This window comes from Streptomyces sp. (assembly GCF_019510245.1).
Lineage (GTDB): Bacteria > Actinomycetota > Actinomycetes > Streptomycetales > Streptomycetaceae > Streptomyces.
The window spans coordinates 1-12993 of record NZ_JAEKKT010000185.1 but is presented as its reverse complement, the minus strand read 5'-3'; the positions used below and the strand labels follow the sequence as shown (position 1 = coordinate 12993).

Below are 12993 nucleotides of genomic sequence, written 5' to 3'. Positions count from 1 at the left end.
AGGTGCCGGGCCAATGGCGCTCGACCAGTCCTTCGTGGGACGGACCTACCCACCCACCGAGCCCTACGAGGTGGGCCGGGAGAAGATCCGTGAGTTCGCCGAGGCGGTGGGTGACACCAACCCCGTGTACACGGACCCGGAGGCCGCCAAGGCGCTCGGCTATTCCGACGTGATCGCCCCGCCGACTTTTGTTTTCTCGATCACGTTCCGCGCGGCCGGCCAGGTCGTCGAGGACCCGCAGCTCGGCCTGGACTACAGCCGGGTGGTGCACGGTGACCAGAAGTTCGCCTACCGGCGCCCGGTGCGCGCCGGTGACCGGCTGAGTGTCACCTCGACCATCGAGGCCATCAAGTCCCTCGCGGGCAACGACGTCATCGACATCCGCGGTGACGTCCACGACGAGGCGGGCGAGCTCGTGGTGAGCGCCCTGACCAAGCTGGTGGCCCGCGCGGCCGAGGCAGAAGAAGGCGGGGCGTGAGGATCCGATGACGTCGAAGATCGCGTACGCGGACGTCGAGGTCGGCACCGAACTGCCGGCGCAGACCTTTCCCGTGACCCGCGCCACGCTGGTGCGGTATGCGGGAGCCTCCGGGGACTTCAACCCGATCCACTGGAACGAGAAGTTCGCCAAGGAGGTCGGCCTGCCGGACGTGATCGCCCACGGCATGTTCACCATGGCCGAGGCGATCCGGGTGGTCACCGACTGGACCGGCGACCCGGGTGCGGTCGTCGACTACGGCGTCCGCTTCACCAAGCCCGTCGTCGTGCCGAACGACGACCAGGGTGCCCTGATCGAGGTCAGCGGCAAGGTCGCGGCCAAGCTCGACGACAACACCGTGCGCGTGGACCTGACGGCTACGAGTGCCGGGCAGAAGGTGCTCGGCATGTCGCGGGCGGTCGTACGCCTGGGCTGAGTCCGGTGATTCGGTAAGGGGCGCCCTCCGTTGTCGGGCGCCTCTTACGTGTAGGGGGGCGCCCGAGGCGCAGCCGACTGGTTCACGAGCCCTTGACTTAGTTAGTGATTGAGTACTAACTTTCTTGCATGGTCAGGATGAGCGCAGAGGAGCGGCGCGAGAGCGTCATCCGCGCGGCGATCGCGGAGTTCTCGCAGAGGGGCTACTACGGCACCTCCACCGAGGCGATCGCCAAGCGGGTCGGGGTCTCGCAGCCGTATCTCTTCCGGCTCTTCCCGGGCAAGAAGGCGATCTTCGCCGCCGCCTCGCAGCGCTGCATCGAGGAGATGTGCGAGCTCTTCGAGAAGGTGGCCGAAGGGCTGCAGGGGGAAGAGGCCCTGCATGCCATGGGCGACGCGTACGTGCAGCTCATCCAGGAGCGGCCGGAGCGGCTCCAGATGCAGATGCAGACGTACATCACCGTCGCGGCCGCCGAGGCGGAGGGTGAGCACGAGTTCGGCGAGTTGGTGAGGGCCGGCTGGGAGCGGCTGTGGGACACCGTCCATCTGCTCTCGGGTGCGGAGGTCGACCGCACCACGACCTTCCTGGCCAAGGGGATGCTCATCAACACCTACGCCGCCATGGGGTTTCCGCCCGGGCACCGGGTCTGGCAGGGGATGTACCCGGATGCCGGGACCACGGGGCGGCTGGAGAAGTGCAGCGAGGGGTGAGGGGGCCGGTCCGCCCGCCCTGGTCCGGGTTTTTTCATGGACCGGAAACTTAGTGATCGATAACTACCCACCTATGCGCTCTGGGGGAGCGATGTCACAAGAGACCGCACGTCGTGGGGGCGCCGGATGGGCGCTCGTCATCACCAGCGTCGCCGGGTTCATGGCGGCCCTCGACAACCTCGTCGTCACCACCGCCCTGCCCTCCATCCGCAAGGACCTCGGCGGAGCCCTGGACGACCTCGAGTGGACCGTGAGCGCCTACACGCTCACCTTCGCCGTCCTGCTGATGTTCGGGGCCGCCCTGGGTGACCGCTTCGGCCGGCGCCGGCTCTTCCTCGCCGGGCTCACCGTCTTCACCGGCGCCTCCGCCGCCGCGGCCATGGCGCCCGGCATCGACTCCCTGATCGCCGCCCGCGCGGTGCAGGGTGTCGGCGCGGCCGTCATGATGCCGCTCACCCTCACCCTGCTGACGGCCGCCGTGCCCGAGGCCAGGCGCGGGATGGCCTACGGCATCTGGGGTGCCGTCAACGGACTCGCGGTCGCCTCGGGACCGCTCATCGGCGGCAGTCTCACCGAACACGTGTCCTGGCACTGGATCTTCTGGCTGAACGTGCCGCTCGGCCTCGCCCTGCTGCCGCTCGCCCGCCTCCGCCTCGCCGAGTCGCACGGCACCGGCGCCCCGCTCGACGTCCCCGGCACCCTGCTCGCCAGCGGCGGCCTCTTCGGGATCGTCTACGGCCTGGTGCGCGGCCCCGCCGACGGCTGGAGCAGCCCGCTCGTGCTCACCGGGCTGTTCGCGGGCGCCGCCCTGCTCGCCGGCTTCGTCCTGCACGGCAGCCGCGCCAAGAACCCCATGCTGCCCATGCGGCTCTTCCGCTCCCGTGCCTTCTCCGGGATCAACGCGGCCAGTCTGCTGATGTTCCTCGGGATGTTCGGGTCGATCTTCCTGCTCAGCCAGTACATGCAGGGCGTGCTCGGCTACTCGCCCACCGAGGCGGGCCTCCGGATGCTGCCCTGGACGGGCATGCCGATGATCGTCGCACCGATCGCGGGCATCCTGTCCGACCGCATCGGCGGCCGCCCCGTCGTCGCGGCCGGGCTCTTCCTGCAGGCCGCCGGGCTCGGCTACCTCGCCTCCGTCGTCACCGCCGACGCCTCCTACGGCGCGCAGCTGCCCGGCCTGATCGTCAGCGGCATCGGCATGGCCCTGTACTTCGCCCCGGCCGCCAACCTGGTGATGTCCGCCGTACGCCCGCAGGAACAGGGCATCGCCTCCGGCGCCAACAACGCGCTGCGCGAGGTCGGCGGCGCGCTCGGCGTCGCGGTGATGTCGTCGATCTTCTCCGCCCAGGGCGGCTACGAGAGCGCCCAGAGCTTCGTGGACGGGCTCAAGCCCGCCCTGGTCACGGGCTCGGCCGTGGTGGCCCTCGCCGGGATCGCCGCCCTGGCCATCCCCGGCCGGCGGCGCGCCGCGCGCCTCGTGGCCGAGGGGGAGCCGGCCCCGGCGCTGGAGGCCGTCGGCGGCTGACGACGGCTGACGGCACGCGCGCGTGGGACCCCTTCCGGTGCGGACGGGGCCCCACGCGCGCGTGCCGCTCGTGGCGGCCGGACCGCCGACGGCGTCTCGTAGTCTTGGGCGCGTGCAGGAACTCCACGACGCCCCCCTCGCCCCCCTCACCACCTTCCGGCTCGGCGGCCCCGCCACCCGGCTGGTCACCGCGACCACCGACGCCGAGGTGATCGCCACCGTCCGTGCGGCCGACGACAACGGGACCCCGCTGCTGGTCATCGGCGGCGGATCGAACCTGGTCATCGGCGACAAGGGCTTCGACGGCACCGCCCTGCGCATCGCCACCACCGGCTTCGAGCTGCGCGGCACCACGCTGGAGCTGGCGGCCGGCGAGGTGTGGACCGACGCCGTCGCCCGCACCGTCGAGGCGGGCCTCGCGGGCATCGAGTGCCTCGCGGGCATCCCGGGGTCCGGGGGGGCCACGCCCATCCAGAACGTGGGGGCGTACGGACAGGAGGTCTCCGCCACCGTCACCGATGTCGTCGCGTACGACCGGCGGTCCGGCGAGACGGTGACGCTGGCCAACGAGGAGTGCGCGTTCTCGTACCGCCACAGCCGGTTCAAGGCCGACCCCGAGCGGTACGTCGTCCTGCGCGTCCGGTTCGGGCTGGAGGACGCGGGCGGGCTGTCGGCACCGGTGCGGTACGCGGAGGCCGCGCGGGCGCTCGGGGTGGAGCCGGGGGACCGGGTGCCGCTCGCCGACGCCCGCGAGACCGTGCTCAAGCTGCGCGCCGGCAAGGGGATGGTGCTGGATCCCGAGGACCACGACACCTGGTCGGCGGGGTCTTTCTTCACCAACCCGATCCTCACGGACGAGCAGTTCGCCGCCTTCCACGCGCGCGTGCGGGAGCGGCTGGGCGACGCGGCCGAGCCGCCCGCCTACCCCGCCGGGGACGGGCGGACCAAGACCTCGGCGGCCTGGCTGATCGACAAGGCCGGCTTCACCAAGGGGTACGGCAGCGGCGCGGCGAGGATCTCCACGAAGCACACGCTGGCGCTGACCAATCGGGGCGGGGCCACGACCGAGGACCTGCTGGAGCTGGCGCGGGAGGTCGTCGCGGGGGTCAGGGACGCCTTCGGCGTGACCCTGGTCAACGAGCCGGTGACCGTCGGCGTCAGCCTCTAGGGAGACGGACGCACGCCTCACCGGCTCGCCGGGGGAGGCTCAGTACGCCACCCCCACCCCCTGCTTCACCGTCCCCGCGTCCTCGATCATCGCCAGCATCGCGTGGGCCACGTCCGCCCGCGCGATGAAGCGTCCCTTGCGCGGGAAGCCGCCCACCACCGTGCGGTAGGTGCCGGTCAGCGGCTTGTCCTGCAGGCGCGGCGGGCGCACGGAGGTCCAGTCGGTGCCGCTGCGGGACAGCTCCGCCTCCGTCTCGCGCAGGTCGTCGTAAACGGGCCTGAGGATCGCGGAGACCAGGCCGCGCATGGTGCGGTCCAGGAGGCCGTCGCCGTCCGGTTCCGGACCCACCGGCGCGGCGCTGACCACCACCAGCCGTCGTACGGCCTCCGCCTCCATGGCGGCCAGGACCGTGCGGGTCAGCCGGGTGGCGACGCCGGCGTCGCCCCGGCTGCGCGGACCAAGGCCGGACAGGACCGCGTCCCGGCCGGTCAGCGCCGGGCGGATCACCTCGGGGTCGGTGAGGTCCGCGCGGACCACCTCCAGGCCCGCGCCGGTCACGGTCAGCCGGGCAGGGTCGCGGACGACCGCCGTGACCCGGTGGCCGGACGCCAGCGCCTGGCGGACGATCTCCCGGCCGATCCCGCCGGTCGCGCCGAACACAGTGAGATTCATGACTGCTCCGTTCCAGCACAGTGACGGGGATTCAGGTGGGTGAGTATTCACTCACCCCCTCCTCTAGAGTGGGTAAGCACTCACTCACCCGTCAAGGGTTCTCGGGAAGTCCGCCGCAATCGCCGGAAGGAGGCATGTGATCCTTGGATGCCATGGAGCAGAAACCGGCCCGCGTCCGCATCCTCGACGCCGCTCACGAGCTGATGCGCACCGTCGGCCTCGCCCGTGCCACCACCAAGGAGATCGCCAGGGCGGCCGGCTGCTCCGAGGCAGCCCTCTACAAGTACTTCCCCAGCAAGGAAGAGCTGTTCGTGCACGTGCTCACCGAGCGGCTGCCGCGACTCCTCCCGCTCCTGGGCGAGCTCACCGTCGAACCCGGCCGGGGCAGCCTGGACGACAACCTGACGCAGATCGCCCGTCAGGCCGCCCTCTTCTACGAGGAGAGCTTCCCGATCACCGCGTCCCTGTACGCGGAGCAGCAGCTCAAGCGGAGGCTCGACGACACGCTCCGCACCATCGGCGCGGGACCGCACGTGCCGATGCAGGCCCTGGACGGCTACCTGCGCGCCGAAAAGGCGCACGGCCGGATCCGGCCCGACGCCGACACGTCCGCGGCCGCCGCCCTGCTCCTCGGCGCCTGTGTCCAGCGCGTCTTCTCCTACGAGGCGACGGCGACCGGCGAGCGCCCGCCGGTGGACACGTTCGCCGCCCGCATCGCCCGCACCCTGCTCGGCGGGCTCTCCGTCGCCGAGGAGCCCGCCCGCCCGTGACCGCAGATCAGGACGCCGGGGCGACCAGCCAGGCGTCGATGTCCGCCAGGAGCCCGGACTTCACGTCCTCCGGTGCCGCCGAGCCGCGGACCGACTGACGGGCCAGTTCCGCCAGTTCGGCGTCGGTGAAGGCGTGGTGCACGCGCGCGATGTCGTACTGCGCGGCCAGCCGGGACCCGAACAGGAGCGGGTCGTCGGCGCCCAGGGCCATCGGCACGCCCGCCTCGAAGAGGGTGCGCAGCGGGACGTCCTCGGGCTTCTCGTAGACGCCCAGGGCCACGTTGGAGGCCGGGCACACCTCGCAGGTGATCTCCCGGTCCGCCAGGCGCTTGAGCAGCCTCGGGTCCTCCGCCGCCCGGACGCCGTGCCCGATCCGGGAGGCGTGCAGGTCGTCCAGGCAGTCCCGCACCGACGCCGGCCCGGTCAGTTCGCCGCCGTGCGGGGCCGCCAGCAGCCCGCCCTCGCGGGCGATGTGGAACGCCCGGTCGAAGTCCCTCGCCATGCCCCGCCGCTCGTCGTTCGACAGCCCGAAGCCGACCACGCCCCGGTCCGCGTACCGGACGGCGAGCCGGGCCAGCGTGCGCGCGTCCAGGGGGTGCTTCATGCGGTTCGCGGCCACCAGGACACGCATACCGAGGCCGGTCTCCCGGGAGGTCGTCTCCACCGCGTCCAGGATGATCTCCAGGGCCGGGATCAGACCGCCGAGGCGCGGGGCGTACGACGTCGGGTCCACCTGGATCTCCAGCCAGCGCGAACCGTCTCTCAGGTCCTCCTCGGCGGCCTCCCGGACCAGGCGCTGGATGTCCTCGGGTTCTCTCAGGCAGGAGCGCGCAGCGTCGTACAGCCGCTGGAAGCGGAACCAGCCCCGCTCGTCGGTGGCCCGCAGTCTCGGTGGTTCGCCGCTGGTCAGGGCCTCGGTCAGCGCCTCGGGGAGGCGTACGCCGTGCTTGTCGGCCAGTTCCAGGACGGTTCCCGGCCGCATCGAACCGGTGAAGTGCAGATGCAGATGAGCTTTCGGCAGCTCAGAGACATCACGTACGTGCTCCATTCCAGGATCCTGCCGTACGCACCTGCCGTACCGGTAGCGGATTCCCCATTAGTGGCCTTGCTCGCACACGAGAACGGGCCGCCTCCCCGCAGGGAGACGGCCCGCACGCGCGCGTGGAGCGCCGAGAGGACGTCAGTCCTTCGCCTCGGCCAGCAGCTTCTGCATCCGGCTCACGCCCTCGACGAGGTCCTCGTCACCGAGCGCGTACGACAGGCGCAGGTAGCCGGGCGTGCCGAAGGCCTCGCCGGGGACGACCGCGACCTCGGCCTCCTCCAGGATCAGCGCGGCCAGCTCGACCGAGTCCTGGGGGCGCTTCCCGCGGATCTCCTTGCCGAGCAGCGCCTTGACCGACGGGTAGGCGTAGAAGGCGCCCTCGGGCTCGGGGCAGACCACGCCGTCGATCTCGTTGAGCATCCGGACGACGGTCTGGCGGCGCCGGTCGAAGGCCTCGCGCATCTTCGCCACGGCCTCCAGGTCACCGGTGACGGCGGCCAGGGCGGCGACCTGCGCCACGTTGGAGACGTTCGACGTGGCGTGCGACTGGAGGTTCGTGGCCGCCTTGACGACGTCCTTGGGGCCGATGACCCAGCCGACCCGCCAGCCGGTCATGGCGTACGTCTTCGCCACCCCGTTGACGACGATGCACTTGTCGCGCAGTTCGGGCAGGATCGCCGGCAGCGAGGTGAACTTCGCGTCGCCGTAGACCAGGTGCTCGTAGATCTCGTCCGTGAGGACCCACAGACCGTGCTCCACGGCCCAGCGGCCGATCGCCTCGGTCTCGGCCTCGCTGTAGACCGCGCCGGTCGGGTTCGACGGGGAGACGAAGAGCACGACCTTCGTCTTCTCGGTGCGGGCCGCCTCCAGCTGCTCCACGGAGACGCGGTAGCCGGTGGTCTCGTCCGCCACGACCTCGACCGGGACACCGCCGGCCAGGCGGATGGACTCCGGGTACGTCGTCCAGTACGGGGCGGGGACGATGACCTCGTCGCCCGGGTCGAGGATCGCGGCGAAGGCCTCGTAGATGGCCTGCTTGCCGCCGTTGGTGACGAGGACCTGGGAGGCGTCGACCTCGTAGCCGGAGTCCCGCAGCGTCTTCGCGGCGATCGCGGTCTTCAGCTCGGGCAGACCGCCGGCCGGGGTGTAGCGGTGGTACTTCGGGTTCCTGCAGGCCTCGATGGCGGCCTCGACGATGTAGTCCGGCGTCGGGAAGTCGGGCTCACCGGCGCCGAAGCCGATCACCGGGCGCCCGGCGGCCTTCAGGGCCTTGGCCTTGGCGTCCACGGCGAGGGTGGCGGACTCGGAGATCGCGCCGACTCGGGCGGAGACCCGGCGCTCGGTGGGAGGGGTTGCAGCGCTCATGGGGCCCATCGTTTCAGACCGGAAACCTGCCCGGCACGCCGGTTTCACGGACTGAACAACTACGGGCCGAACCATGAACAAGCGTGCGGATCCGGCCCGCGGCCAGGACGATCTTCCGTACGGCCCACCAGGCTTGCCGCTTTCTGTTCGACGCGGCGCCGCGGACCACGTACACTCTCACCTCGTTGGCCTTCGACAGCCGTGCCTGGGCCGGTGCACACCGAGCACCGGGTCGCATGCGGTACGTTGGGGGACACACAAAGGGTCGTAGCTCAATTGGTAGAGCACCGGTCTCCAAAACCGGCGGTTGGGGGTTCAAGTCCCTCCGGCCCTGCTACACACACCGCCAGGATGTGTGCGCATGTACGTACAAGCATTGCACCGCCGTGCGGCTCCAGAAACCGGGCGCGGCACGGCCATGACCCGGGACCAGGTGAGGACGAATGACGGACGCCGTGGGCTCCATCGACACGCCTGATGCCGATGAGGTGCAGGAGTCCAAGAAGGGCCGCAAGGGCGGCAAGCGTGCCAAGAAGGGCCCGCTGAAGCGCCTTGCCACTTTCTACCGCCAGATCATCGCGGAGCTCCGCAAGGTCGTCTGGCCGACTCGTAACCAGCTGACGTCGTACACCACCGTGGTGATCTTCTTCGTCGCCATCATGATTGCTCTGGTGACCGTGATTGACTATGGACTCAACCACGCGGCCAAGTACGTCTTCGGCTGAGCACAGAGCGAAGGGCGCCGTGGTACCGGCGCCCGTTTTCGCATGTTCCACCCCTATGTATCCAGGAAGAAGCAGCCATCGTGTCTGACCCGAACCTGAACGACGCCGTCGAGCCCGAAGAGGCCGTCGAGGACGAGCTGGACATCGTCGAGGGCGCGGACGAGCAGGACGAGTTCGAGGCTGCCGAGGCCGAACTGGGGGAGCCGGCCGAGGAGACCGCGGTCCACGTCGAGGACGAGGACACGGCGGAGGACGAGGACGCCGACGAGGTCGAGGAGGCTCTCGAGGAAGCGCCGGCCGAGCCGGTCGACCCCGTCCAGGCGCTCCGCGAGGAGCTGCGCCTGCTCCCCGGCGAGTGGTACGTCATCCACACGTACGCCGGCTACGAGAACCGCGTGAAGACCAACCTGGAGCAGCGCGCCGTCTCGCTGAACGTCGAGGACTACATCTTCCAGGCCGAGGTGCCGCAGGAAGAGGTCGTCCAGATCAAGAACGGCGACCGCAAGACGATCAAGCAGAACAAGCTGCCCGGTTACGTGCTCGTCCGCATGGACCTGACCAACGAGTCGTGGGGTGTCGTCCGCAACACCCCCGGTGTCACCGGCTTCGTCGGCAACGCGTACGACCCGTACCCGCTGACCCTGGACGAGATCGTCAAGATGCTCGCGCCGGAGGCCGAGGAGAAGGCGGCGCGCGAGGCGGCGGAGGCCGAGGGCAAGCCGGTGCCGCAGCGCAAGGTCGAGGTCCAGGTGCTGGACTTCGAGGTGGGCGACTCGGTGACGGTGACCGACGGTCCGTTCGCCACGCTGCAGGCGACGATCAACGAGATCAACCCGGACTCCAAGAAGGTCAAGGGTCTGGTGGAGATCTTCGGGCGTGAGACGCCGGTGGAGCTTTCGTTCGACCAGATTCAGAAGAACTGAGTCGGAAGAGCTGAGTCGGTAGTCGTTCGACTGCAGGTGCGTGGGGGCTGTTCGCGCAGTTCCTCCCCCAGCCTTCGGCCGGGGGTACCCCGAGCGCCCCTAAGTGAGACAGGTCAGGGTCGGCTCCAGAGCGAGCCCCCTGACCTGTTCGTTTTTGGCCGCGCATCCATACCCGTTATCGTTGTGCGGTATGCCTGCATCCAGGAGAGAAACCTGGCGCAGGCAGGACCCGAAATGAAAGGACCCGGAGAGCTATGCCTCCCAAGAAGAAGAAGGTCACGGGGCTCATCAAGCTCCAGATCAACGCCGGTGCGGCGAACCCCGCCCCGCCGGTCGGCCCCGCGCTCGGTCAGCACGGCGTCAACATCATGGAGTTCTGCAAGGCCTACAACGCCGCGACCGAGTCGCAGCGCGGTTGGGTCATCCCGGTGGAGATCACGGTCTACGAGGACCGCTCCTTCACCTTCGTCACCAAGACCCCGCCGGCCGCGAAGATGATCCTCAAGGCCGCTGGTGTCGAGAAGGGCTCCGGCGAGCCGCACAAGACCAAGGTCGCCAAGATCACCCAGGAGCAGGTCCGGGAGATCGCCCAGACGAAGCTTCCCGACCTGAACGCCAACGACCTGGACGCCGCGTCGAAGATCATCGCCGGCACCGCCCGCTCCATGGGCATCACGGTCGAGGGCTGAACCCCACCTTCGTAGAACCACCGTGGTAGGGCCTGCTCGGCCCGTACACCACGACTCCTTCAGAACACACAGGAGCAAGTTGTGAGCAAGCGCAGCAAGGCCCTTCGCGCTGCGGACGAGAAGATCGACCGGGAGAAGCTGTACGCCCCGCTCGAGGCCGTCCGTCTCGCCAAGGAGACCTCCACGACCAAGTTCGACGGCACCGTCGAGGTCGCCTTCCGCCTGGGTGTCGACCCGCGCAAGGCCGACCAGATGGTCCGTGGCACCGTGAACCTCCCGCACGGCACCGGTAAGACCGCCCGGGTCCTGGTCTTCGCGACCGGTGACCGTGCCGAGGCCGCGCGTGCCGCGGGCGCCGACATCGTCGGCGCCGACGAGCTGATCGACGAGGTGGCGAAGGGCCGTCTGGACTTCGACGCCGTCGTCGCCACCCCGGACCTCATGGGCAAGGTCGGCCGCCTCGGCCGCGTCCTCGGCCCCCGTGGTCTGATGCCGAACCCGAAGACCGGCACCGTCACGCCGGACACCGCCAAGGCTGTCAACGAGATCAAGGGCGGCAAGATCGAGTTCCGCGTCGACAAGCACTCGAACCTGCACTTCATCATCGGCAAGACGTCCTTCGACGACGACAAGCTGGTGGAGAACTACGGCGCGGCGCTGGAGGAGATCCTCCGTCTGAAGCCGTCCGCCGCCAAGGGCCGCTACATCAAGAAGGCCGCGGTCAGCACCACCATGGGCCCCGGCATCCCGGTCGACCCGAACCGCACCCGCAACCTCCTCGTCGAGGAGGACCCGGCCGCCGTCTGAGCCCCGCGCTCGGTCCGGTAGCCGCGTCAGGGACGCGACACCCACAGGACGGGCCCCGCAACCTCCCGGTTGCGGGGCCCGTCCCGTTGTTCGAGCGACTCCCGGCGCGTTGTCCGTGCCCTGGGTTAGCGTCGGGGCAAGGGACCGGGGGGACGGGATCTTCACGGGGGTGGGCGGGATGAAGAGCCGGCGGACACGTCGTACGGCGGTCTCGATCGTGGTGGCGGCCGCACTGGCCGCAGTGGCCGCCTGCAGCTCCGCGGGCGGCTCAGGGGGCTCGGGGGGCTCCGAGAAGGAGGACAGGGCCGGCGCCCGCGCCGCCACCGGGGTCCGCCCCATCGCCGCGCTGCGCTCCGCGGAGAAGACCACCGGCAACGCCGACTCCGCCCGCATCCGCACCACCACGACCATGGGCTTCCTGCTGTCCATGACCACCGACGGCAGCCTCGCCTGGGACGACGGGATATCCGGCACCGTCACCATCACCTGCACCGGCGGCAGCACGGCCGAGCTGATGCGCAGGCTCGGCACGACGTCGATGGAGGCGCGCTATCTGCCCGACGCCTACTACGCGAAGATGAGCGGCACGTTCGCCGCGCGGACGGGCGGCAAGCACTGGATCCGGTACGGGTACGACGACCTGGCCGCCGTCGCCGGCGGCTCGGGCGCCCTGCTCAAGGACCAGATGCAGAACACCACGCCCAACAAGTCGATACAGATGCTGCTCGCCTCCGGCGACGTGAAGAAGGTCGGCGAGGAGACGGTCGACGGCCAGGCCACCACCCACTACGCGGGCACCGTGGAGGTGGCCGACCTGGCCGGGCGGAGCAGCAGCCTCACGGCGAGCCGGCTGGCCGCCCTGAAGAAACAGCTCACCCAGGCCGGCGTCGGCACCGAGACGGTCGACATCTGGGTCAACGGCCGGGACCTGCTGGTCAAGAAGACCGAGAAGGCCACCACGGCGAACGGCACGATGACCCAGACCGCGCACTACAGCGACTACGGCGTGCAGGTCAGCGCCCAGAAGCCTCCCGCAAGGGACACCGAGGACTTCGGGACGCTCCTCGAGAAGCGGGGCCTGGCCGGGCCGACCTCCTGAGCCGCCGGGTCGCCCCCTCGAAGCTCCGGGCCGCTGTCGGCCGGGGACCGATTTGCTCGACAGTGCACAGGTCCCGTACTCTTCCGGAGAAGCCAAAGACCGCTGGTCGTTACCGTGTGCTCGCAAGAGCGTGCGGTGGCCGAAGGATCCGCTGAACCGCGGACGACCCGCGCAGGTGACTGTGGAAGTGCTCCCGGAGACGCATGCCTCGCGTGTGTGACCTCGGTCGAGCTACGCCCCGTGCGCCTGCGCCGGGGCGTTTCGTATTCCCCAGCCCCTTCCGAGCGGTCCTCATCACCCGGAAGGAGGCCGACGCTCTATGGCAAGGCCCGACAAGGCTGCCGCGGTGGCCGAGCTGACGGAGCAGTTCCGCAGCTCGAACGCCGCCGTGCTGACCGAGTACCGGGGTCTCACCGTGGCGCAGCTCAAGACGCTGCGCCGGTCGCTCGGTGAGAACGCCCAGTACGCCGTGGTGAAGAACACGCTGACCAAGATTGCGGCCAACGAGGCCGGGATCACGACGCTCGACGACCTGTTCAACGGTCCGACGGCGGTCGCCTTCGTCACCGGTGACCCGGTGG

Annotated in this window: 15 protein-coding genes and 1 tRNA gene; 13 read left to right on the top strand and 3 right to left on the bottom strand. The window is 70.1% G+C overall.

The features are described 5' to 3' along the window. Nucleotides 1-13: 13 nt before the first annotated feature. From JF597_RS37210 to JF597_RS37190, 5 genes are all read left to right on the top strand, one after another. A complete protein-coding gene (locus tag JF597_RS37210) occupies nt 14-478 on the top strand; it encodes a MaoC family dehydratase N-terminal domain-containing protein (RefSeq protein ID WP_294006015.1) in 465 nt (154 codons plus the stop codon). Between the two features lie 7 nt (nt 479-485). After that, nucleotides 486-914, top strand: coding sequence for a MaoC family dehydratase (locus JF597_RS37205; protein WP_294006012.1), 429 nt, complete (start codon nt 486-488; stop codon nt 912-914). 128 nt (nt 915-1042) lie between these two features. Further along, nucleotides 1043-1624, top strand: a complete 582-nt coding sequence (locus JF597_RS37200) for a TetR/AcrR family transcriptional regulator (protein WP_294006010.1) — start codon at nt 1043-1045, stop codon at nt 1622-1624. Between the two features lie 91 nt (nt 1625-1715). Beyond that, nucleotides 1716-3152: a DHA2 family efflux MFS transporter permease subunit gene (locus JF597_RS37195; protein WP_294006007.1), complete on the top strand. Its 1437-nt coding sequence runs from the start codon at nt 1716-1718 to the stop codon at nt 3150-3152. A 112-nt stretch (nt 3153-3264) separates the two neighbouring features. Beyond that, a complete protein-coding gene (locus tag JF597_RS37190; RefSeq protein ID WP_294006004.1) occupies nt 3265-4320 on the top strand; it encodes a UDP-N-acetylmuramate dehydrogenase in 1056 nt (351 codons plus the stop codon). Between the two features lie 39 nt (nt 4321-4359). Here JF597_RS37190 and JF597_RS37185 read toward each other — a convergent pair whose 3' ends face one another. Further along, complete coding sequence (locus JF597_RS37185) at nt 4360-4992, bottom strand: NAD(P)H-binding protein (protein ID WP_294006001.1); 633 nt, start codon at nt 4990-4992, stop codon at nt 4360-4362. A gap of 152 nt (nt 4993-5144) precedes the next feature. On the opposite strand from JF597_RS37185, the gene JF597_RS37180 reads away from it, so the two are divergent. Further along, nucleotides 5145-5762 (top strand): helix-turn-helix domain-containing protein, encoded by a 618-nt coding sequence (locus JF597_RS37180; RefSeq protein WP_294005998.1) that lies wholly within the window; start codon nt 5145-5147, stop codon nt 5760-5762. Nucleotides 5763-5769: 7 nt separating this feature from the next. Here the strand turns inward: JF597_RS37180 and JF597_RS37175 are convergent, their stop codons facing one another. After that, entirely contained in the window at nt 5770-6810 is a 1041-nt protein-coding gene (locus JF597_RS37175; RefSeq protein ID WP_294005995.1) for an adenosine deaminase, read from the bottom strand. A gap of 132 nt (nt 6811-6942) precedes the next feature. Further along, nucleotides 6943-8169 (bottom strand): pyridoxal phosphate-dependent aminotransferase, encoded by a 1227-nt coding sequence (locus tag JF597_RS37170; RefSeq protein WP_294005992.1) that lies wholly within the window; start codon nt 8167-8169, stop codon nt 6943-6945. Nucleotides 8170-8430: 261 nt separating this feature from the next. Here JF597_RS37170 and JF597_RS37165 point away from each other — a divergent pair. The 7 genes from JF597_RS37165 to rplJ form a co-directional block, all read left to right on the top strand. Next, a tRNA-Trp gene (locus JF597_RS37165) sits at nt 8431-8503 on the top strand. Nucleotides 8504-8612: 109 nt separating this feature from the next. Further along, nucleotides 8613-8894 (top strand): preprotein translocase subunit SecE, encoded by a 282-nt coding sequence (gene secE, locus JF597_RS37160; protein ID WP_294005989.1) that lies wholly within the window; start codon nt 8613-8615, stop codon nt 8892-8894. An 80-nt stretch (nt 8895-8974) separates the two neighbouring features. Next, a complete protein-coding gene (gene nusG, locus JF597_RS37155; RefSeq protein ID WP_294005986.1) occupies nt 8975-9817 on the top strand; it encodes a transcription termination/antitermination protein NusG in 843 nt (280 codons plus the stop codon). A gap of 254 nt (nt 9818-10071) precedes the next feature. Then, nucleotides 10072-10506 carry a 50S ribosomal protein L11 gene (gene rplK / locus JF597_RS37150; protein ID WP_132857189.1) on the top strand — a complete coding sequence of 145 codons (435 nt, stop codon included), beginning with the start codon at nt 10072-10074 and terminating at the stop codon, nt 10504-10506. Nucleotides 10507-10587: 81 nt separating this feature from the next. Continuing rightward, complete coding sequence (gene rplA, locus JF597_RS37145) at nt 10588-11313, top strand: 50S ribosomal protein L1 (RefSeq protein WP_294005974.1); 726 nt, start codon at nt 10588-10590, stop codon at nt 11311-11313. Between the two features lie 178 nt (nt 11314-11491). After that, the gene (locus JF597_RS37140; protein WP_294005971.1) at nt 11492-12412 is read left to right on the top strand and encodes a hypothetical protein; all 921 of its coding nucleotides are present in this window, start codon (nt 11492-11494) and stop codon (nt 12410-12412) included. 319 nt (nt 12413-12731) lie between these two features. Then, the coding region (gene rplJ / locus JF597_RS37135) for a 50S ribosomal protein L10 (RefSeq protein WP_294005969.1) at nt 12732-12993 on the top strand (262 nt) is incomplete at its 3' end.

Bases quoted from the DNA above. Each gene is read 5' to 3' on its own strand.
- JF597_RS37140 (WP_294005971.1), top strand. From the start codon at position 11,492: ATGAAGAGCCGGCGGACACGTCGTACGGCGGTCTCGATCGTGGTGGCG.
- secE (WP_294005989.1), top strand. From the start codon at position 8,613: ATGACGGACGCCGTGGGCTCCATCGACACGCCTGATGCCGATGAGGTG.
- JF597_RS37195 (WP_294006007.1), top strand. From the start codon at position 1,716: ATGTCACAAGAGACCGCACGTCGTGGGGGCGCCGGATGGGCGCTCGTC.
- JF597_RS37175 (WP_294005995.1), bottom strand. From the start codon at position 6,810: ATGGAGCACGTACGTGATGTCTCTGAGCTGCCGAAAGCTCATCTGCAT.
- JF597_RS37200 (WP_294006010.1), top strand. From the start codon at position 1,043: ATGGTCAGGATGAGCGCAGAGGAGCGGCGCGAGAGCGTCATCCGCGCG.
- JF597_RS37205 (WP_294006012.1), top strand. From the start codon at position 486: ATGACGTCGAAGATCGCGTACGCGGACGTCGAGGTCGGCACCGAACTG.
- JF597_RS37170 (WP_294005992.1), bottom strand. From the start codon at position 8,169: ATGAGCGCTGCAACCCCTCCCACCGAGCGCCGGGTCTCCGCCCGAGTC.
- JF597_RS37210 (WP_294006015.1), top strand. From the start codon at position 14: ATGGCGCTCGACCAGTCCTTCGTGGGACGGACCTACCCACCCACCGAG.
- JF597_RS37185 (WP_294006001.1), bottom strand. From the start codon at position 4,992: ATGAATCTCACTGTGTTCGGCGCGACCGGCGGGATCGGCCGGGAGATC.
- JF597_RS37180 (WP_294005998.1), top strand. From the start codon at position 5,145: ATGGAGCAGAAACCGGCCCGCGTCCGCATCCTCGACGCCGCTCACGAG.
- rplK (WP_132857189.1), top strand. From the start codon at position 10,072: ATGCCTCCCAAGAAGAAGAAGGTCACGGGGCTCATCAAGCTCCAGATC.